Below are 20,340 nucleotides of genomic sequence, written 5' to 3'. Positions count from 1 at the left end.
GCCGACGCGGGTGACCCCCGCCGAAGCCCGCGCCATGCTGCCGAGAAGACGGAGACATACCCATGAGCACCACTCCCGCCGAGTCCGTGCTGCGCGTCGAAAAGGGTCTCGCCGACCCCGAGGAGCTGGCGGCCATAACCGCCGTCCTGCTCGCCCGCGCAGCGGCCCAGCCCGCCGCACCCGCCCACCGGGGCCGCAACACCGCCGGATGGCGCCGTCTGGAGCGCACCCCCGGCTTCCGCGCCCCGCACAGCTGGCAGGGCTGAGATCGGCCCCGCGCGCCCCACACGGCGCGCGCGAAAAGGCCCCGCACTCCTTCCGGAGTGCGGGGCCTTTCGTCGTACCGGGACCGTCAGCGCAGGCGGGCCATGAGGGCGTGCTCGACCAGCGTGATGAGCGCGCTCTTGGCGTCCCCGCGGTGGCGGGCGTCCGTCGTCAGAATCGGGGTGTCCGGGCCGATCTGCAGCGCCTCGCGTACCTCGTCCGGTGTATAGGGCTGGTGTCCGTCGAAGCCGTTGAGGGCGATGACGAAGGGGAGGCCGCTGTTTTCGAAGTAGTCGACGGCGGGGAAGCAGTCGGCGAGGCGGCGGGTGTCGACGAGGACGACGGCGCCGATGGCGCCGCGTACGAGGTCGTCCCACATGAACCAGAAGCGGTCCTGTCCGGGGGTGCCGAAGAGGTACAGGATCAGGTCCTGGTCCAGGGTGATGCGTCCGAAGTCCATGGCCACCGTGGTGGTGGTCTTGTCCCCGGTGTGTGTGAGGTCGTCGATGCCCGCGGACGCGGACGTCATCACGGCTTCGGTGCGCAGCGGATTGATCTCCGAAACGGCACCGACAAACGTGGTCTTACCCACGCCGAAGCCCCCTGCCACCACGATCTTCGCCGAGGTAGTGGAGCGGGCCGCTCCGCCGCTAGAGCTTGCGAAGTCCACTGAGCACCCTTTCGAGCAGTGTCACGTCTGGTTGGCCGCCGGCGGCCTCGTCGCCGCCGGGCTGATGGATAGCGACGAGTCCGGCCTCGGCCAGGTCGGCGACGAGGATCCGGGCAACGCCGAGGGGGATCGAGAGCAGGGCCGAGACCTCGGCCACCGACTTGATCTCCACGCAGAGCCGGCAGATCCGCTGATGCTCGGGCAACTGCCCCTGCAGCCGCGACGGATCGGCCGTGGTGCTCACCAGCGCTTCGATGGCGAGCTGGTAACGCGGCCGGGTCCGGCCACCTGTCATGGCGTACGGACGGACCAGCGGGTTGTGCGTCGCGGGTGCGGGCGCCGCGGCCCGCCGCGGCTGCACCGGCTGAATACGGGGCGCCTGGGGTGCTTCGTACGGCTGCCGGGGCTGCTGTTGCCACGAGCCCTGCTGCGGCCAGTCCGAACCCTGCTGGGGCCAGTCGGAGCCCTGCGCGCTCTGCTGCTGGTACGGCTGCTGCTGCTGCTGGTACGGCTGCTGCGCGCCCTGTCTGCTGGGAGCGGAGGGGAAGTTGAAACGGTTGTCGTCGTGCTCACCCGGAACCCGCTGACCACCCTCATATGGGTGTCCGCCTGTGGGTGCTGCCACGTTTCCTCCTCCGAATGCCGGTCGCTGATCCCAGTGGGGCCGCGCCACCGCACCCTATGGCGCGGTGGCGAGAAACGCACTGTCTGACTGTTAGTTAAGAAGACTTCCCTGGAGCTCCGCACGGAGATCCGGTGTAAGGACACTGCCCGTACGATCCACCAGAAGTGCCATTTCGTACCCAACCAGACCGATATCGGCGTCCGGATGCGAAAGGACGGCAAGAGATGATCCGTCGGAGATGGACATGATGAAGAGGAATCCTCGCTCCATCTCCACAACGGTCTGATTCACGGCGCCGCCCTCGAAGATCCGGGAAGCACCCGCCGTCAGCGACGTCAGACCGGAGGCGACGGCCGCCAGCTGGTCGGCGCGGTCGCGCGGGAAACCGTCGGACATCGCCAGCAGCAGGCCGTCCGCGGAGACCACCACCGTGTGCGACACCCCGGGGGTGTTGTCCACAAAGTTGGTGATCAACCAGTTCAGATTCTGCGCGGCCTGGCTCATCGGGCTCACACTAACGCTCCTGGTTGTAGGTATTACTCGTGTCCGACCCCGCATCGCGACCCCGCTGGACTCCGCGGCGCAGATTGCTCAACCTGCCACGGACGTCCTCGGGTGCGCGGGAGACCTGGGGGCCGCCCTGCTGCGTCTGCTCCGCCGTGCCCTCGACCAGATTGGCCTTGGGTACGCGACGGGGGAGACCGGACGGAGTGATCCCGCCCGCCTTCGGGTCGCGGAGCTTCTCCGCCCGCTCCCAGCGCTCGTCGTTCGTGGAGCGCCAGTCGTCGGGGCCATCGCCGTTCACCGGGGCGGACGGCGGCTGCTGCGTGTCCTGTGCCTTCGCCGGGGCCGGCGCCTCGTTGCCACGGCCGGTGGGCTGCCAGTGCTGCACACCGCCCCGGCGCGGGAGACCGGCTTCGGTCACCGCCTGCGCGGTGTTCGGGACGGGGCCCGAACGGTCGAAGCCTACGCGCTCCTGAGTCGCTGCGGGAGCACTCGGAACAGATTCCGCTTCAGCCTGCGGCGCGGGCTCGTACGCCCTCTGATAGCCGCCCTGATCGGGCCAGTCATCCTGGTGGGACGGGGCCGCGGCGGAGTTGAACTGCTCGCCGTACTGGGCCTGCTGGGCTTCCGGAGCGCCATAGGCCGCTTCCGGATAAGCGCCCTGCTGAGCCTGCTGCGGGTAGCCGCCCTCGGTGCCGTACGGCTCGTAGGGAGCCTCGTACGAAGCCTGCTCGTACCCCTGCTGCACGGGCTGCGGCTCCTGGGCGTACTGCTCCTGGCCGTACTGGCCCGGCGCGTACTGCTGCGCCTCGTCCTGGAACACCGGACGCTCGCCGCCGGCCTGGGCCTCCAGCGCGGCCCGTCGCTCCTCACGCAGGAGCGAGCGGCCGACCGGGTCCAACTGCGGCGCGTCCGCGTCCGGTATCTCGTACCGCGAATCGTCGAAGCCGAGCTCCGCCGCCGTACGCATCGTGGTCTGGTGCGGCATCGGGTCGAACGCCGGCTGCTGCTGTTCCGGAATGATCGAGGAGACCGTGAAGTCGTCCTGCGCGGAGGTCTCGCCGCCACCACCGTGGGTGATCGCGTCCGGCAGCATGACCAGCGAGGTGGTACCGGCCTGCTCGCCCGAGGGGCGCAGCTGGACCCGGATGCCGTGCCGGTCGGCGAGGCGGCCGACCACGAAGAGGCCCATGCGCTGCGAGACGGCGGCGTCCACGGTCGGCGGGTTGGCCAGCTTGTGGTTGATGTCCGCGAAGTCCTCGGCGGTGAGGCCGATGCCCTTGTCATGGATCTCGACCATCACGCGGCCGTCGGGCAGCCGGGTCGCGGTGACCCGGACCTTGGTCTGCGGGGAGGAGAACGTGGTGGCGTTCTCCAGCAGCTCGGCCAGCAGGTGGACGAGGTCGGTCACGGCCTGCCCGTGGATCTCGCTCTCCGGTACGCCGGTGAGCTCGACGCGCTCGTACGACTCCACCTCGGAGGAGGCGGCCCGCAGGACGTCGACCAGCGGCACGGGCTGGTTCCAGCGGCGGCCCGGCTCCTCGCCCGCGAGGACGAGGAGGTTCTCGCCGTTACGGCGCATACGGGTGGCCAGGTGGTCCAGCCGGAAGAGGTTCTCCAGCTGGTCCGGGTCGGCCTCGTTGTTCTCCAGGTCGGTGATGAGGGTCAGCTGGCCCTCGATGAGCGACTGGTTGCGGCGCGAGAGGTTGGTGAAGATCGCGTTGACGTTGCCCCGGAGCATGGCCTGCTCGGCGGCGAGCCGGACGGCCTCGCGGTGCACCTGGTCGAAGGCGCGGGCGACCTCGCCGATCTCGTCCTGGGTGTTGATCGGGATCGGCTGGACGCGCGTGTCGACCCGGCCGGGATCGGTCCGCGACAGCTGGTCGACGAGCATCGGCAACCGCTGCTCGGCGATGCCGAAGGCGGCGGTACGCAGCTGGCGCATCGCGCGGCTCATCTGGCGGGCCATGAGACCGGCGACGATGAAGGCCGCGAGCAGCGCGATGATCACGATCAAGGCGTTGACGATGGCGTCGGTCTTGGCGTCGGACGAGATCTCGGCGGCCTCGGTCACGGCCTTGTCGACGAGCTCGTCGCCGACCGTGGAGTATCCGTCGAACTTGGCGGTGGCGGCGGCCATCCAGGTCTCGGGGGTGATCCCCTTCGCCCGCAGCTCGGCCGGCGACTGGCCCTGGCCGATCTGCTGGGCCATGCCGTCGAAGACCGAACCGTCGATGCTCGGCGGCGGCACGAACGGCTTGCCGGCGGCCTGGGCCTGCTCGGCGGCCGTCTTCAGCTGCTTGGCGCCCTCGGCGGCCTTGCCGGCCATGACGGTCTTGAGCCGGGTCGCGTCGGCCTCGGTACCACCGGAGACGAACTCGGCGAGGGCGATCTGCTCCAGGTAGTTGTACGAGCTGAAGGCCTTGACCTGGGCCTGGAACTTGCCGCGCTCCTGGCTGGGACGGACAAGCAGATGCATACCGATGGAGCGCTGAAGCGATTCTGCGGCCTTGGAGAGCTGGATCGCGTAGACCGTGCGGCCGTAGCTGGTGATGTTGCCGGTGCCGAGGCCGAGGTCGTTGGCGAACTCCATCAGGGAGTGCTGGACCTTGGTGTAGCCCTCTTCGGTCTTCACCGGGTCCATGGCCTCGGCATAGGCCGCCTTGCGCAGCTCGGGAAGCTGGGGCTCCTCCACCCTGAACAGCTTCAGCCGGCGCTCCAGGCGTCCGGCCGAGGGCATGTCCTGCACGGCGGTGTCGAACTTCGTCTTCGCCTCGTCCGTGGTGGCACGGGCCTGCTCGACGACGTCGGCGGTGCGCTTGTTCGACAGGAGCGGCTGAGCGGTGAGGTCACGCTCGTTGAGCAGCGCCTGCCCGTACTCCGAGGCCGCGCGCACGATCCGCGCGGTCTTCTCGGCGTCCTGGGCCTCGTTCCAGGTATCGATCGACCCCTTCACCTGGAAGCCGCCCATGATCAGGCCGACCAGCGCAGGGATCAGGAGGATCGCGTTCAGCCGCGTGGGCACCCGCCAGTTGCGCGGGGACAGCCGGCTGGTGGAGCCACCGGCCGGTTCGGGCGCGGACATGTCCGCGGACGACGCCCCGGCGCGGGGCGGCGGGGTGAAGTTGCCCCGTTCCGGCTGCGCCGCGGAGCCCTCGTTGCTTCGCCTCACTCGACCAACAACCTCTCGGCGTCGGCACCAACGTTGTGCCGAAGTTTTCGTTCAGGGCCGTACTACTCGGTAGTTCGACGAATTCCAGCACGGGGACCGGCCGCGTTCCAAACAGTCGGAATGAGCCATTCCGAGTGGTCTACACCGCAGATAAAACGGGCATAAAGAGCGAGCCCCGCCAAAAGGCGGGACTCGCATGAGCAGAGTGGTACCAGTCGGATGCATCGTGTATTGATGCCGAGGCAATTCTCTGTCGAAACGTTATGAACACGGGGGCGGATCGTGTCAAAGGACACAGCCCGCCCCCGTGTGACTACAACAACTTCCGTATTGCAATTCCGACTTGTGTCTACTTGAGACGTGCCATCAAGGCGTGCTCCACCAAAGTGATCAAACCGCTCTTGGCGTCCGCGCGGTGGCGGGCGTCCGTCGTGATGATCGGGGCGTCGGGGCCGATCTGCAGCGCCTCGCGCACTTCTTCGGGTGTGTAGGGCTGGTGTCCGTCGAAGCCGTTGAGGGCGATGACGAAGGGGAGGCCGCTGTTTTCGAAGTAGTCGACGGCGGGGAAGCAGTCGGCGAGGCGGCGGGTGTCGACGAGGACGACGGCGCCGATGGCGCCGCGTACGAGGTCGTCCCACATGAACCAGAAGCGGTCCTGTCCGGGGGTGCCGAAGAGGTACAGGATCAGGTCCTGGTCCAGGGTGATGCGTCCGAAGTCCATGGCCACCGTGGTGGTGGTCTTGTCCCCGGTGTGTGTGAGGTCGTCGATGCCCGCGGATGCGGACGTCATCACGGCTTCGGTGCGCAGCGGATTGATCTCCGAAACGGCACCGACAAACGTGGTCTTACCCACGCCGAAGCCGCCCGCCACCACGATCTTCGCCGAGGTAGTGGCACGGCCCGTCCCGCCGTTAGAGCTTGCGAAGTCCACTGAGCACCCTTTCGAGCAGTGTCACATCCGGCGCGCCGCCGGCCTCTCCGTTGCCCGGCTGGTGGATGGCCACCATGCCGGCTTCCGCCAGGTCCGCCACAAGGATGCGGGCCACGCCGAGCGGCATGGACAGCAGTGCCGAGACCTCTGCCACCGACTTGACCTCACGGCACAGGTGGCAGATCCGCTGGTGCTCGGGGAGCAGGGTCCCCAGGTGCGCCGGGTCGGCCGTGGTGCTGACCAGGGCCTCTATCGCGAGCTGGTAACGCGGCCGGGTCCGGCCGCCGGTCATGGCATAGGGACGGACCAGCGGCTGGTCGCCTTCACCGTCGTACGACGCGTGGTGCAGTGCGCCGTACGGGTCAGGTGAGGCGGGTGGCGGGGTCATGAATCCTCCGGGCGTGACAGCGGTGTGTCGGCTTGCCGTCTGAAGGGGCCGGTGGGGGGTCTGGGGCGGCCGGACGGGTGAGGGTTATGGGCAGTACCTGGGGGGATTGTGCCTGGGGTCCGCTGCATGGCCGCCTAGTGGAGCAGACTGCCCTGGAGCTCGGCGCGCAGGTCGGGCGTGAGGACGGTGCCCGCACGGTCGACGAGGAGGGCCATCTCGTACCCGACCAGACCGATGTCGGCGTCCGGGTGGGCGAGAACGGCCAGCGAGGAACCGTCCGAGACGGACATCAGGAAAAGGAAGCCTCGCTCCATCTCCACAACCGTCTGGCTCACGGCGCCGCCCTCGAAGATCCGGGAAGCACCCGCCGTCAGCGACGTCAGACCGGAGGCGACAGCCGCCAGCTGGTCGGCGCGGTCGCGCGGGAAGCCTTCGGACATCGCCAGCAGCAGGCCGTCCGCGGAGACCACGACGGTGTGGGACACACCAGGGGTGTTGTCCACGAAGTTGGTGATCAGCCAGTTCAGATTCTGTGCGGCCTGACTCATGGGGCTCAACTAGCGCTCCTGCTGGTGAGTGGGGCCGAGATGGAAACCGCCGGTCGACTGGCCGTTGTTGGCCTGCCGACCCTGCTGGATGCCCCGGCGGAGATTGGTCAGACGTCCGCGTACGTCATCGGGCGCACGCGAAACCTGGGGTCCGGACTGGTGATTCTCCTGCTGGGCGGTGCCCGGTACCAAATTGGCACGGGGAACCCGGCGAGGAAGTCCGGAGGTGGTGATCCCGCCCGCAGCGGGCTTCTTGACCCGCTCCGCCTGCCGTACGAGTTCGTCGTTGGGCGAGGGGCGCCAGGTGCTGGTGGCGCCGGTGTCGGTGTCACCACGCCGGGGCATGGGCGGAGCAGCTGCGGCGGACGGAGCCACCGGCGCCTGGGGCTCGGGAGCGGGCGGCTGCTGGCCACCCTGCTGCGGGCCGTGGAACCAGTTCGTCTCAAGGGTGTCGTACAGCGGGGTACGACCGTCCCCGGGACCGGCCGGCGGAAGCGCCTCGGGCTGCGGCTGCTGCGGCAGCGCCGGACGGCGCGGCATCTCACCAGCCGGTGAGGCCCCCGGACGCGGAGCACCGAAGTCGGCGTCCTCCCGGCCACGCTGCCGCGGCGCCGGCATCCCCTGGTTCTGCTGGGGGGCGCCGAAGTCGGGGCGTGCGAACTGGGCGGTACCTGCCGGGTCCTGGGACGCCTGCGGCGCCGAGAAGTCCGGACGGGCGAACTCCGCCGTGGCGCCGGGGCCCTGTTGCTGGTCCGACGAGTTGTACGGCTGGTTCGGCACCGCAGGCCGGGCGAACTGGCCGGTGGTGCCGGGCTCTTCGTGACCGCGCGGGGCGTCCAGGGGAGACTGGCGCTGCGCACCCTGCTCCTCGACACCCCAGCTCGTGCTCTGCGGACGCTGCGGCTGCGGGTTGCCCCCGGGCAGCTCGGCGCGCGGACCACCGGGCGGCGGCAGCTGGCGGCCGGTGCCGCCGGGCTGCTGGAAACCGCCCTGGTCGTTCTGGGCGTGCCTGGCCTGCTGCTGCGGCTGCCGGACGGGCGGGCCGCTCTGCTGGCCCTGCTGACCGAACTGGCCGCCCTGCTGCTGGCCGGGCCGGCTCTGTCCCGAGTGACCGAACAGATTGGGCTGACCCGAGTCCGTACGGCCGGGAGCCTCGCCCTGGCCACCGCGGGCGCCCATGCGGGCACCGCCGCCGAAGGGCGGCGCCTGGTTGGGCCGGCCCGCGTTCTGCGGACCGTTGTTCTGCATGGCGTTGTTGCCCTGCACGCCGTTGCTCTGCATGCCATTGCTCTGGGAGCCGGCAGCGGGCTGCGGCTGACGCGGGCCGCCGTCGCGCGAGGGCAGCGCGGCACGCGGACCGGAGCCCGCACCGACCTGCCCGCGCTGCGCACCGGCTCCGAGCGCGGCCGAGGAGCCCGCCGGGGGGCCGCCGAGACCGGGACGCGGGGCACTGCCCGGGGCACCACCGGCGAGAAGCCCGCCAGGAGCGCCCTGCTGCTGGCCCTGCTTGGACGGGGGCTGCTTGCCTCCGTGGGCGACGTCGACGGGAAGCATGACCAGCGCGGTCGTGCCGCCGGAGTCCGAGGGACGCAGCTGGATGCGGATGCCGTGTCGCAGGGACAGCCGGCCGACCACGAACAGACCCATGCGCCGGGAGACCGAGACATCCACGGTGGGCGGCGACGCGAGCCGCTCGTTGATCGCCGCGAGGTCTTCGGGGGAGAGGCCGATACCCGTGTCGTGGATCTCGACGAGCACGCGGCCGTCGGGCAGCGCGTGACCGGTGACCTTGACCTTCGTCTGCGGCGAGGAGAACGACGTGGCGTTCTCCAGCAGCTCCGCGAGCAGGTGCACGAGGTCGTTGACCACGCGGCCCGCGACCTCGGTGGCGGGCACCGCGGCCAGTTCGATGCGCTCGTACTGCTCCACCTCGGAGGCGGCGGCACGGAGCACGTCGACCAGCGGCACGGGGCGGGTCCACCGGCGGCCCGGCTCCTCGCCCGCGAGGACGAGGAGGTTTTCGCCGTTACGGCGCATACGGGTCGCGAGGTGGTCGAGCTTGAAGAGGGAGGACAGCTGGTCCGGGTCGGCCTCGCGCGACTCGAGCTCGGAGATGAGCGAGAGCTGGCGCTGGATGAGGCCCTGCGAACGCCGCGAGAGGTTGGTGAACATCGCGTTGACGTTGCCTCGCAGCAGCGCCTGTTCGGCGGCGAGCCGGACGGCCTCGCGGTGCACGTCGTCGAAGGCCGCGGCCACCTGGCCGATCTCGTCCCGGGAGTGCACACCGACGGACTCGACGGAGGTGTCGACGTCCTGCGGGTCCGTCTCCGAGAGCTGCTTGACGAGCTCGGGCAGCCGGTCCTGGGCGACTCGGGTCGCGGTGTCCTGCAGCCGCCGCAGCGAGCGGATCATCGACCGTGCGACGACGAACGCGCCGACCAGCGAGACCCCGAGGACGAGGAGGATGACCACACCGTTGAGGATGGCCTCGCGCTGGGACTCCTCACGGAGCTCGCGCGCCTTGCCCTCCATGTCGCTGAGGAGGGTCTCCTCGATGGTCTTCATGGCCTGGATCTTGGTGGAGCTCTGGTCGTACCAGTCCATGTACGAGCGGGACTTCTTGCCCGCCATGCCCGTCGGGCTCTCGAGAACCTGCTTCGCGTACATGTCCGCGGCGTTGATCTCGGGGTGGCCGTTGGTCAGGGACGCCGTCAGTTCGTCGGCGCTGTTGCCCGTGTTCTCGTACGTCGACTTGAACGAGGAGAGGGTCTGCGACTCCTTGCGGAGGGCGTTGCGGCCGAACTGCTGGTCGTTCTTGTCGAGGTTCGTCTTCTCGCTGTTGCCGCCGGGCAGTGCCGCCGCGATGACCGCCCGCTGGACCGAGGCGTACTCCTTGGAGGAGGAGAAGGCCGCCAGGGCCCGGGTCCGCTTGATCATCTCCGGGTTGTTGGTCGCCTGCGCCATGTCCTGCGAGAGACTCAGCAGCGAGGTGATCAACTGGCTGTACCGGTCGATCGTGTTGAGACTCGGAGCGCCCTTGGCGTACGCGTCCTCGCGGATGTCCCTGATCTGGCCGAGCTGCGTCGCGATCTGGTTGACGCTCGCGTGGATGCCGTCGAGGGCCTCGTCGCTGTCGGTGTTGCCGATCGCGTTGGTCGCCTCGAAGAAGGCGTCCTTCGAGCGGTCGGTCTTCTTCCGGGGCTCCGTGACCTTGAAGTCGGTGGGCTTCACGCCGTTGGACAGCGGGCCCGCGGACCTGTCGCGCTCCTCCTGGAGCGCCTGGGCGAGCGCGGTCGCCTGCTTGGTCATCTTGGTCAGCAGCTGCATGTGCTCCAGCTGCTGCATGTCGTTCATGGACTCGTTGATACGGAGTCCGCCCAGCGTGGTCGCCGCCACCACGGGAAGGGCGAGAAGCGAGACCAGACGCGTGCTGATGCGCCAGTTACGGAGCGCTATTCGTGAGCCGGTGTTGACCGGGCCGCGCGACTGGAACGCGCTGACCGGCTCCGCGCCGCTGCTCGTCGTCGGGCCCGATCGCTGTGCGCGGTCACCACTGTCACCGGCCGCGGCCTGCCCGGGGTTCTGGGCGTGCTGGGGCGAGGAACCGCGGTCGTTCCCGCCGCGCGGCTCCTGATCCGCCGGAGCTTTCCCTCGGCCCTGGCGGGCCTGGGGAGACCCCATGCCATCCCTCTTGAAACGTCCCTGCACTAGCGTCGCAACCTCTGGACCAGGCGTCCCTTCCGCGTGCGCGGGTCGGGACGGTGTCGGCGTCGTGGGGCGCTGGACGCGCCCCAAGGTGGTCGTGAGTGACCGGCGTTCTCCCCCTCCCGCCGCCACTCGGCGCTGCGTTGCGCCCTGCGCGCCGGCCTGAAACCCGCGGCGGTGCGTGGAATTCCAGCACAGTGCAGGATCTCCAACAAGGCCCCTGTACCGGCCTGTGACCTGGGTGACACGTTGTGATGAATGCGTAACAAGGTGTGGAGAGTGTTCACGGTCAAACCGGACGATTAGTGATGAGTCGCTTACGGGTAGGGGGTGCCCCAGTCGCGATGATCAGGAGCGGAATGGCGCATTCAGCTATGCAATGTCCGTTTCATGTCACGTGATCGACTGTCCGTGATGCGGTATTTGTCGGTAACTTCGTGAGCAAACTCACACGATGATCGCTGTCTCCCCGGGGCGTCGTGTGGGAATTGGATGTTTAGCCTGACCCTTTACAGGGATGGCGAATCCGACAAGCAGGCGCCCCTTCGGGTGGCGCCCAGACCGACAGGGCCCAGACGGCAGATGAAGACCACGATGATGTTCCGCAACATTGCCAACCCCCGGCGCACGACGCTGGCGCACCTCGAGGACGCCGAAGCGCTGCGGACGCCGGAGCGGCCGGAGCACTCGGTCGATCTGCCCACCCAGACGGCCAACCCCCGCCGCACCATCCTGATGGAAGCCCCGGTCGCGACCGGAGTCTGATCGGCGCTGCTGTCCCCCTCACCCGCGCCAGCGCCTCGCCCGGCGAGGTTTGCCCCGTCGCGGCGTCCGGCACGCACGCTCGCGGCGTTGGCCGAAAGTCCTAGTAGCTCCTCCCCCATAGCCTGAAGGGCACGGGAGGCGCCCCCTCCGAGGGCTTCCGTCCGCCTTGCGATCGCACGCACCGGACGCCGCTCCTTTCGGGGCAAACCTCGCCGGGCGAGGCGCTAGCCTGGAGCGTCAGTCTTCAGCCAGCCAGCAAGTGAGGGGCGACAGCTTCCCGTGCGCATCGCCAGGTTCTCCATCGACGGCAATGTCGCCTTCGGCGCCGTGGAGGGTGAAGGCACCGTTGAATCCGGTGACCTCGTCCTCGACATCATCAGGGGCATTCCGTACACCGACTTCGAGCTCTCCGGCACCAAGGTCCCGCTGAGCAAGGTCCGGCTGCTGCCTCCCGTGCTCCCCAACAAGGTCGTGGCCATCGGCCGCAACTACGCGGAACACGCCGCCGAGCTGGGCAACGAGGTCCCGGAGGTTCCGGTCGCTTTCTTCAAGCCCACCACTTCGGTGATCGGCTCGGGAGACGCCATCGAGTACCCCTCCTTCTCGAACGAACTGCACCACGAGGCCGAACTGGCCGTGGTCATCGGCCGCATGTGCCGCGAAGTCCCGCGTGAGCGCGTCAAGGACGTCATCTTCGGCTACACCTGCGCCAACGACGTGACCGCCCGTGACGCCCAGCAGCGCGAGAAGCAGTGGGCGCGGGCCAAGGGCTTCGACACCTCCTGCCCGCTCGGCCCCTGGGTGGAGACCGACCTCGACCCCACCGACCTCACCATTCAGGCGACGGTCAACGGCGAGCAGCGCCAGCTCGGCCGTACGAGCGACATGATCCGCTCCATCGAGGACCTGGTCGTCCACATCACGGAAGCGATGACGCTGCTCCCGGGCGACGTGATCCTCACCGGAACCCCCGCAGGGGTCGGACCCCTGCACGTCGGCGACGAGGTCGCCGTCACCATCGAAGGCATCGGCACTCTCACCAACAAGGTGATCAAGCGTGGTTAACGGACCTGTCCGCGTACGTTTCTGTCCCTCTCCGACCGGTAACCCCCACGTGGGCCTGGTCCGTACCGCCCTGTTCAACTGGGCGTTCGCCCGGCACAACAAGGGCACCCTGGTCTTCCGTATCGAGGACACCGACGCGGCCCGCGACTCCGAGGAGTCCTACGAGCAGCTCCTCGAGTCGATGCGCTGGCTCGGCTTCGACTGGGACGAGGGCCCCGAGGTCGGCGGCCCGCACGCCCCGTACCGCCAGTCGCAGCGCATGGACATCTACAAGGACGTCGCCGAGAAGCTTCTCGCCGCCGGTCACGCGTACCACTGCTACTGCACCACCGAGGAGCTCGACGCCCGGCGTGAAGCCGCCCGCGCCGCGGGCAAGCCCTCGGGCTACGACGGTCACTGCCGCGACCTGAGCGCCGAGCAGACCGCCGCGTACGAGGCCGAGGGCCGCGTCTCGATCGTCCGCTTCCGGATGCCCGACGAGGCGATCACCTTCACCGACCTGGTCCGCGGCGAGATCACCGTCCAGCCGGAGAACGTGCCGGACTACGGGATCGTCCGGGCCAACGGCGCCCCGCTCTACACGCTGGTCAACCCGGTCGACGACGCGCTGATGGAGATCACCCACGTCCTGCGCGGCGAGGACCTGCTCTCCTCCACCCCGCGGCAGATCGCCCTCTACAGGGCGCTCATCGAGCTGGGCGTCGCCAAGGAGATCCCGCTCTTCGGCCACCTCCCCTATGTCATGGGCGAGGGCAACAAGAAGCTCTCCAAGCGCGACCCGCAGGCCTCGCTCAACCTCTACCGCGAGCGTGGCTTCCTCCCCGAGGGTCTGCTCAACTACCTCTCGCTCCTCGGCTGGTCGATCGCCGAGGACCGCGACATCTTCGACATCGACGAGATGGTCGCCGCGTTCGACATCAAGGACGTCAACGCCAACCCGGCCCGCTTCGACCTGAAGAAGTGCGAGCACATCAACGCCGAGCACGTCCGCAGGCTCGACGTGAAGGCGTTCACCGAGGCGTGCGGCCCCTGGCTGAAGGCCCCGTTCGCGCCCTGGCGCCCCGAGGCGTTCGACGCGGAGCAGTTCGCGATCATCGCTCCGTACGCCCAGACCCGCGTGACCGTCCTCTCCGAGATCACGGCCAACGTCGACTTCCTCTTCCTCGACGAGCCGGCCGAGGACGAGGCGTCCTGGGCCAAGGCGATGAAGGAGGGTTCGAGCGACCTGCTCGTCACGGCCCGCGCCAAGCTGATCGCCGCCGAGTGGAACGCCGAGGCCCTCAAGGCCGCCGTCCTTGCGGCGGGCGAGGAGCACGGCCTGAAGCTCGGCAAGGCTCAGGCCCCGGTCCGTGTCGCCGTCACGGGCCGCACGGTCGGGCTGCCGCTCTTCGAGTCCCTGGAAATCCTGGGCCGTGAGAAGACCATCGCCCGCGTGGACGCGGCGCTGGCGAAGCTCGCCGCGTAGTACCCCCGTAACGGGCATGGGCCCGGACGAGCCGCACGGAGCGGCTTGTCCGGGCCCATGTGCGTGTAGGGGACGGTTAGAGTCGGCCCATGGCGATCAGAGCCGTCCTCTGGGACGTTGACGACACCCTCTTCGACTACGGGTCGGCAGCTGCCACCGGTCTCAGCAGGCATGTGGAGGCCGAAGGGCTGCCCGACGGCTACGCCTCCGCCCAGGACGCGGTGGACGCCTGGGAGGAACTCACCCAGCGGCACTGGGAGCGCTTCGCGGCGGGCCTCACCGACTGGGAGGGGCAGCGACGTGACCGGGCCAGGGATTTCCTCGGCCGTCCGCTCAGCGATGCCGAGGCCGACGAGTGGTTCGGCCGGCACATTCGCCACTACGAGTCGGCCTGGTCGCTCTTCCCGGACACCGTGCCGGCGCTGGACGCGCTGGCGACGGCGTACCGGCATGCCGTCCTGTCGAACTCCTCGCTGGAACACCAGCACCGCAAGCTGACCGTCCTCGGCGTACGGGACCGGTTCGAGTCGGTGCTCTGCGCGGCGGAGCTGGGCATCTCCAAGCCCGAGGCCGCGGCCTTCCACGCCGCCTGCGAGGCGCTCGCGCTGGCTCCGCACGAGGTGGCGTACGTGGGCAATGAACCCGACATCGACGCAGGTGGGGCCGTGGCGGCAGGGCTATTGGGGATCTGGCTGGATCGGGGAGGGCGCGGAGGGCGGCCGGATCTTGTCCGGATTACCGGCCTCGATCAGCTGCCTGGACTGCTGGCAGGCAATACCGTTCCTGTGATCAATGGCTGGGGTGCCTGATCGGGCATTCCTAGCAGCGTGAGCTGGATGGGAATGGCTCCCCGTACGGTGTTGGGAGCTGGACTCGGGTGCTTACCGGTCAGGGCCACTGCCGTCTTACATCGCCGATTGGGCGCGTTGCGGGGTGTCCGTTGCGGGGCTGTCCGGTCCTCGGTGCTCATGCCCGGGGCGCGTGATCCGGCTGTGGAGGCAGCTCTCCCGGTGCGATGCACAGCTCGCACGGCCCCAACCCCAGGTGGGGTGGAGGTTTGTCGGGTCACGCCTTCCCTGCGCCGGGCACGATGGCCCTGGGCACGTCGTCCCTGCACCACTGCGGCGGCGTGGTGCCCCGACGCGGTAATGGTTGCAGGTTGAGTGGTGCATTGGGTGCGGTGGTTGAGGGGGGTCTGCCAGTATCGGCGTCCCCACTGAGTGGTGTAGGCCGCGTCGACGGCAACGACGTGCAGTCCCGCGTGGTGGGCCATGCCGGCGAGCCGGTCGCGGAACTGGGCGGTGGGAATACCGGCGACAGTACGGCGGAACGCTTTGCCGCGTCTGCCGCGCCCCATGGTTTCGCGGCCTGCGTTCCGGGCGTCAGCGAAGTCCAGGTCTTCTACTACGACTGCAACGCACTTTTGCTCATGGGCGATGTGAATCAGCTCGCTGATGGCTGCTCGCAGGCGCCCGTCGCGGGTGGCTGCGGGAAGCCCCGCCAGGTGGAGAGGGATGACGATCGGCTTGTCGGTGGGGTTGCCGTGTCCGTCGAGGACGAAGCCGGCCAGGTGGTCGGCATTCAGGTCAACTCCGAGGACCCGCTTACCGACGATGAGGGACGCCACCTCTGGGACGGCGATTGGCGTGCTGGTTGTGGTGGCCCAAGAGGCATCGACGTACCACCTGCCTCGCCCGGCATCCCGATGGATGTCGTACCTGATGGAGGCGTTCGCTTCGGCTCGATCTCGCCACTCCCCCTGCCGGCGGGTGAACGTGGCGGGCGCGTCCAGCACGTACCGGCCCCGGGGCGCGTTCGCATATGTCTTCCGTAGTGGCGCGGGCAGGACCAGCGCGACCTGTCCCGTGCGCGGGTCGATACTGATTGTGTAATTTCCGAACGGGGCTCCCGACTCACCGTCGGCGGTGAGAAATGCCCGCCGGGCTCTCCAATCGTCCTGCCAGGCGACGGTCAGTGCTTCGTGGTCGGAATGGGTGAGCGGACGGGGCCCGGGTACGGTGTGGTGGAGGTGATGGCGTGAGTTGGCCAGGCGACGGCCGCCCCGGACTACCGACGGCCGCCCTGCGGCGATCTGCCGCCGGGTCTGCATCAGATCGGCCTTCAGCGCTTGCAGGCGCCTCTGCTTCGCGTGCCGCTCCGCTCCGTCCCGGTATCCACGCACCGTGCGCCGTCCCACTTGGACCCGCTCGCCGAACGGCACGGCGAGGCGTGCCTCGATAGCTCTGATGGCCCGGGCCCGTTGAGTGGCTTTGGCACGTAGGGAGCGCATTGCGAGCTGGTACTGGTCCTCACTTACCCGGGTAAGTGATCCCGCCCACCGGGACGAGCAATCGGGCGTCATCGCTTTCTTCCGGCCTGCGCGACCGTTGTCCCTCTTAAGTACGTTGCCCCGTGCGACCCGTGCGACCCGTGCGGCCAGGTCCTGACCCGCCAACGACCCCAGGTGTGCGCCAACGGCAGTCAGTACCACAGTGTCCCGCGCACTTACCCGCAGTCTGGTCCGTACCCGAGCACCGCCCGGAGCCGCCACCACGTACGGAGCCGCAAGCGGGCGGAACGGGCGCAGGTCACGTAGCTTCCCCCCTCTCGTCCGCTTCCCCGCCACTCCGTACTCACCCCACTCGTCATGTCGTGCGTAACCATCCAGGCCCACCGCCTGTCCACCTCAGCATCAGCCGTACTGCAGCTACTACCGGCCTGCATGCGGCGCATTCACTCCGACGTATGAACTCAAATCGAATGCATGTACGCATGTCGGGGTCTGCGTCAGGTGGAGTGCGGGTGGAATGATGTCTGCAGTGACCGGCGCTGGGCCGTTGCGCCAGGAGTGGTCGCTAACCCGTTTTGGAGCGCCGGACACCTTCGGGTAGTGTTCTTCCTGCGCCGCCCGAGCGGGACGAAAGATCCGGCAGGGAAGCGCAGACAGAAATGAAACCCCCCAAGGGGTTGCGTTTCAGTGGGCTATGGTGTAATTGGCAACACTACGGTTTCTGGTACCGTCATTCTAGGTTCGAGTCCTGGTAGCCCAGCGCAAGACTGAAGTAACAAGCCCCCGTTGTGTAGCGGCCTAGCACGCTGCCCTCTCACGGCAGTAGCGCCGGTTCGAATCCGGTCGGGGGTACAGATCCTTCCCGCGAGAACATCTGGGTCGCACCCACGTTCTTGATGCAGGATCGCTAGGGCCCCCGTTGTGTAGCGGCCTAGCACGCTGCCCTCTCACGGCAGTAGCGCCGGTTCGAATCCGGTCGGGGGTACTTGTAACACCATGGGCTATGGTGTAATTGGCAACACTACGGTTTCTGGTACCGTCATTCTAGGTTCGAGTCCTGGTAGCCCAGCGCAAGTCCGAAGTAACAAGCCCCCGTTGTGTAGCGGCCTAGCACGCTGCCCTCTCACGGCAGTAGCGCCGGTTCGAATCCGGTCGGGGGTACAACAGCTCGACAGGAAAAGGCCCTTCACTTCGGTGAGGGGCCTTTTCTTGTGACGGCCGTGACGAGCGCCGGCGGCTCAGAGACCGTTCCGCCGGGCCGATTCCTCGCTCTGTGCCAGACGTCGCAGCGACATCAGCAGCGGCTCGTAGAGCACGGCTGACGCGACCGCGTTCTCCACCTGCTCCGCCTCCGAGGCATAGCTCTCCATGACGTCGAAGTCGTGGACAGCGGCGTGCTCCTGAGGGCCCGTACGAATCGATCTACGCCGATATGCCGGTGTGCGGACTTGCTGCGGCGACCGGCGTGCTGCCGATCGAGGGGCGAGGCCGCCGTGCGGCGGACCGTCTCGCGCACCGCTCGTCCACGGAACGGCGAGGCTGAACGGAAAGACTGAGCGGAAGGGCTGAGGGGGGCCGCCACGGCGCTGGGGCGGCCTTCGGGCAGAAGGGGTGGAGCGGGTGTACGTCAGCCCGTACGGCGCAGGGCCTCGCTCAGCCGTGCTGCCGAGTCGATGACAGCCTGGGCGTGCATCCGGCCCGGGTGACGCGTCAGCCGCTCGATGGGCCCGGAGACCGATACGGCTGCGACCACCCGGTTCGAGGGTCCCCGCACCGGCGCCGAGACCGAGGCGACGCCCGGTTCCCGCTCGCCGATCGACTGGGCCCAGCCCCGGCGGCGTACGCCGGAGAGTGCCGTCGCCGTGAACCGGGCGCCCTGGAGGCCGCGGTGCAGGCGCTCCGGCTCCTCCCAGGCCATCAGGATCTGCGCGGACGAGCCGGCCTTCATGGTGAGCGTGGAGCCCACCGGCACGGTGTCCCGGAGTCCGGACAGCCGCTCCGCCGCTGCCACACAGATCCGCATGTCTCCCTGCCGGCGGTAGAGCTGCGCGCTCTCGCCGGTGATGTCGCGCAGATGCGTGAGTACCGGTCCCGCCGTCGCGAGGAGACGGTCCTCACCGGCCGCTGCCGCGAGTTCCGACAGCCGGGGGCCGAGAATGAAACGGCCCTGCATGTCCCTCGCCACCATGCGGTGGTGTTCCAGTGCCACGGCCAGTCGATGAGCCGTGGGTCGTGCGAGCCCGGTCGCCGCGACCAGCCCGGCGAGGGTGGCCGGACCGGACTCCAGGGCGCTCAATACCAGAGCTGCCTTGTCGAGAACGCCGACGCCGCTAGAGTTGTCCATACGACGATACTCGCGTCTCACTCTGTGAAACGCAAGTTCAATTTCCGGCGGAAGTTGCGAACCTGTACGGGCGGCCACACAACGGCCCGTAGCCACCGCCCCGCACGGGGGTCCGGACGGTGGAGCACCGAATCTCTAGTTGGGCCGGCGAAGACGCCGGCCGGAGGGAAAGCGATGGGTAGGACACTCGCGGAGAAGGTCTGGGACGACCATGTCGTCCGGCGCGCGGAGGGCGAGCCCGACCTTCTCTTCATCGATCTGCACCTGCTGCACGAGGTGACCAGCCCGCAGGCGTTCGACGGCCTCCGGCAGGCCGGACGCCCGGTGCGGCGTCTCGACCTCACCATCGCCACCGAGGACCACAACACCCCGACCATCGACATCGACAAGCCGATCGCCGACCCGGTCTCCCGCGCGCAGCTGGAGACCCTGCGCAAGAACTGCGCGGACTTCGGCGTCCGGCTGCACCCGCTGGGCGACGTCGAGCAGGGCGTCGTGCACGTGGTCGGCCCCCAGCTCGGTCTGACGCAGCCCGGCACCACCGTGGTCTGCGGCGACTCCCACACCTCCACGCACGGCGCGTTCGGCGCGCTCGCGTTCGGTATCGGCACCAGCCAGGTCGAGCACGTCCTGGCCACCCAGACGCTCCCGCTGGCCCGTCCGAAGACCATGGCGATCACCGTCGAGGGCGAACTGCCCGACAGTGTCACGGCCAAGGACCTGATCCTGGCGATCATCGCCCGGATCGGCACAGGCGGCGGTCAGGGCTACATCCTCGAATACCGCGGCTCCGCCATCGAGAAGCTCTCGATGGAGGCCCGGATGACCATCTGCAACATGTCGATCGAGGCCGGCGCCCGTGCGGGCATGATCGCCCCGGACCGTACGACCTTCGACTACCTCCAGGGCCGTGACCACGCTCCCGAGGGTGAGGACTGGGACGCGGCCGTCGCGTACTGGAAGACCCTGCGCACCGACGACGACGCCGTCTTCGACGCCGAGGTCGTCATCGAGGCCGCCGAACTGGCGCCGTTCGTCACCTGGGGCACCAACCCCGGCCAGGGCGCACCCCTGTCGGCCAGCGTCCCCGACCCTGCTTCGTACGAGGACGCCTCGGAGCGGCACGCCGCCGAAAGGGCCCTGGAGTACATGGGGTTGACCGCGGGGCAGCCGCTGCGCGACATCAAGGTCGACACCGTCTTCGTAGGTTCCTGCACCAACGGCCGTATCGAGGACCTGCGTAACGCGGCCTCGATCCTGGACGGCCGCAAAGTCGCCGACGGTGTACGGATGCTGGTCGTCCCGGGCTCCGTGCGCGTCGCCCTCCAGGCCGTCGAGGAGGGCCTGGACAAGGTCTTCACCGCCGCCGGCGCCGAATGGCGGCACGCGGGCTGTTCGATGTGTCTCGGTATGAACCCCGACCAGCTGGCCCCCGGCGAGCGCTCGGCGTCCACCTCGAACCGTAACTTCGAGGGCCGGCAGGGCAAGGGCGGCCGTACGCACCTGGTCTCCCCGCAGGTCGCCGCGGCCACCGCGGTGCTGGGCCATCTGGCCTCGCCCGCCGATCTGTCCGATGCCCTCACGTCCGCCGGAGTCCGATAGCC

16 protein-coding genes, 5 tRNA genes and 2 pseudogenes are annotated in these 20,340 nt (G+C 68.8%); 13 read left to right on the top strand and 10 right to left on the bottom strand.

Translation table 11 applies throughout. The annotated features are described in order from the left end of the window. Positions 1–62: 62 nt before the first annotated feature. Positions 63–266, top strand: a complete 204-nt coding sequence (locus ACFT7S_RS24865) for an acyl-CoA carboxylase subunit epsilon (RefSeq protein ID WP_382735370.1) — start codon at positions 63–65, stop codon at positions 264–266. Positions 267–352: 86 nt separating this feature from the next. Here the strand turns inward: ACFT7S_RS24865 and ACFT7S_RS24860 are convergent, their stop codons facing one another. From ACFT7S_RS24860 to ACFT7S_RS24825, 8 genes are all read right to left on the bottom strand, one after another. Next, the gene (locus ACFT7S_RS24860) at positions 353–934 is read right to left on the bottom strand and encodes an ATP/GTP-binding protein (protein WP_205022613.1); all 582 of its coding nucleotides are present in this window, start codon (positions 932–934) and stop codon (positions 353–355) included. Next, a complete protein-coding gene (locus ACFT7S_RS24855; protein WP_382735368.1) occupies positions 915–1,559 on the bottom strand; it encodes a DUF742 domain-containing protein in 645 nt (214 codons plus the stop codon). The genes ACFT7S_RS24860 and ACFT7S_RS24855 overlap by 20 nt, the downstream gene beginning before the upstream one ends. Positions 1,560–1,649: 90 nt before the next feature. Continuing rightward, positions 1,650–2,063 carry a roadblock/LC7 domain-containing protein gene (locus ACFT7S_RS24850; protein WP_382735366.1) on the bottom strand — a complete coding sequence of 138 codons (414 nt, stop codon included), beginning with the start codon at positions 2,061–2,063 and terminating at the stop codon, positions 1,650–1,652. A 10-nt stretch (positions 2,064–2,073) separates the two neighbouring features. Continuing rightward, entirely contained in the window at positions 2,074–5,235 is a 3,162-nt protein-coding gene (locus tag ACFT7S_RS24845) for a nitrate- and nitrite sensing domain-containing protein (RefSeq protein ID WP_382735364.1), read from the bottom strand. Positions 5,236–5,584: 349 nt separating this feature from the next. Next, positions 5,585–6,166 (bottom strand): ATP/GTP-binding protein, encoded by a 582-nt coding sequence (locus ACFT7S_RS24840; RefSeq protein WP_328906053.1) that lies wholly within the window; start codon positions 6,164–6,166, stop codon positions 5,585–5,587. After that, positions 6,147–6,554 (bottom strand): DUF742 domain-containing protein, encoded by a 408-nt coding sequence (locus ACFT7S_RS24835; RefSeq protein WP_003966010.1) that lies wholly within the window; start codon positions 6,552–6,554, stop codon positions 6,147–6,149. The genes ACFT7S_RS24840 and ACFT7S_RS24835 overlap by 20 nt, the downstream gene beginning before the upstream one ends. A 134-nt stretch (positions 6,555–6,688) precedes the next feature. Continuing rightward, positions 6,689–7,102, bottom strand: coding sequence for a roadblock/LC7 domain-containing protein (locus ACFT7S_RS24830; protein ID WP_024495006.1), 414 nt, complete (start codon positions 7,100–7,102; stop codon positions 6,689–6,691). A 9-nt stretch (positions 7,103–7,111) separates the two neighbouring features. Continuing rightward, positions 7,112–10,783 carry a nitrate- and nitrite sensing domain-containing protein gene (locus ACFT7S_RS24825; RefSeq protein ID WP_382735362.1) on the bottom strand — a complete coding sequence of 1,224 codons (3,672 nt, stop codon included), beginning with the start codon at positions 10,781–10,783 and terminating at the stop codon, positions 7,112–7,114. Between the two features lie 606 nt (positions 10,784–11,389). Here ACFT7S_RS24825 and ACFT7S_RS24820 point away from each other — a divergent pair. The 10 genes from ACFT7S_RS24820 (at position 11,390) to ACFT7S_RS24775 (ending at position 17,553) form a co-directional block, all read left to right on the top strand. Then, positions 11,390–11,572, top strand: coding sequence for a hypothetical protein (locus ACFT7S_RS24820; RefSeq protein ID WP_382735360.1), 183 nt, complete (start codon positions 11,390–11,392; stop codon positions 11,570–11,572). A 279-nt stretch (positions 11,573–11,851) separates the two neighbouring features. Beyond that, on the top strand, positions 11,852–12,637 hold the full coding sequence (locus tag ACFT7S_RS24815; RefSeq protein WP_328906056.1) for a fumarylacetoacetate hydrolase family protein: 786 nt from the start codon (positions 11,852–11,854) through the stop codon (positions 12,635–12,637). After that, on the top strand, positions 12,630–14,102 hold the full coding sequence (gltX, locus tag ACFT7S_RS24810) for a glutamate--tRNA ligase (protein WP_382735357.1): 1,473 nt from the start codon (positions 12,630–12,632) through the stop codon (positions 14,100–14,102). The genes ACFT7S_RS24815 and gltX overlap by 8 nt, the downstream gene beginning before the upstream one ends. Before the next feature lie 89 nt (positions 14,103–14,191). Continuing rightward, positions 14,192–14,911 (top strand): HAD family hydrolase, encoded by a 720-nt coding sequence (locus tag ACFT7S_RS24805; RefSeq protein WP_382735355.1) that lies wholly within the window; start codon positions 14,192–14,194, stop codon positions 14,909–14,911. Positions 14,912–15,351: 440 nt separating this feature from the next. Further along, complete coding sequence (locus ACFT7S_RS24800) at positions 15,352–15,936, top strand: hypothetical protein (protein ID WP_382735354.1); 585 nt, start codon at positions 15,352–15,354, stop codon at positions 15,934–15,936. A gap of 1,144 nt (positions 15,937–17,080) precedes the next feature. Continuing rightward, positions 17,081–17,152: transfer RNA gene (locus ACFT7S_RS24795), tRNA-Gln, on the top strand. A gap of 19 nt (positions 17,153–17,171) precedes the next feature. After that, positions 17,172–17,244, top strand: a tRNA-Glu gene (locus ACFT7S_RS24790). A 60-nt stretch (positions 17,245–17,304) separates the two neighbouring features. Further along, a tRNA-Glu gene (locus ACFT7S_RS24785) sits at positions 17,305–17,377 on the top strand. 12 nt (positions 17,378–17,389) lie between these two features. Then, positions 17,390–17,461 (top strand) — tRNA-Gln (locus ACFT7S_RS24780). Between the two features lie 19 nt (positions 17,462–17,480). Then, positions 17,481–17,553 (top strand) — tRNA-Glu (locus ACFT7S_RS24775). Between the two features lie 77 nt (positions 17,554–17,630). On the opposite strand, the pseudogene ACFT7S_RS24770 reads toward ACFT7S_RS24775, so the two are convergent. After that, a pseudogene (locus ACFT7S_RS24770) lies at positions 17,631–17,792 on the bottom strand (transcriptional regulator); the annotation flags it as partial. Here ACFT7S_RS24770 and ACFT7S_RS24765 point away from each other — a divergent pair. Then, positions 17,792–17,935 (top strand): annotated as a pseudogene (locus ACFT7S_RS24765) (DUF4188 domain-containing protein); the annotation flags it as partial. The pseudogenes ACFT7S_RS24770 and ACFT7S_RS24765 overlap by 1 nt on opposite strands. Before the next feature lie 84 nt (positions 17,936–18,019). On the opposite strand, the gene ndgR reads toward ACFT7S_RS24765, so the two are convergent. After that, complete coding sequence (ndgR, locus tag ACFT7S_RS24760) at positions 18,020–18,736, bottom strand: IclR family transcriptional regulator NdgR (RefSeq protein WP_003966003.1); 717 nt, start codon at positions 18,734–18,736, stop codon at positions 18,020–18,022. A gap of 174 nt (positions 18,737–18,910) precedes the next feature. On the opposite strand from ndgR, the gene leuC reads away from it, so the two are divergent. Next, a complete protein-coding gene (gene leuC / locus ACFT7S_RS24755; RefSeq protein ID WP_382735352.1) occupies positions 18,911–20,338 on the top strand; it encodes a 3-isopropylmalate dehydratase large subunit in 1,428 nt (475 codons plus the stop codon). The last annotated feature ends 2 nt before the right edge of the window (positions 20,339–20,340 follow it).

The organism is Streptomyces sp. NPDC057136, from assembly GCF_042670885.1.
GTDB lineage: Bacteria > Actinomycetota > Actinomycetes > Streptomycetales > Streptomycetaceae > Streptomyces.
Note: the sequence above shows the minus strand (reverse complement) of the source record. Positions and strands in the feature narration are given on the sequence as shown.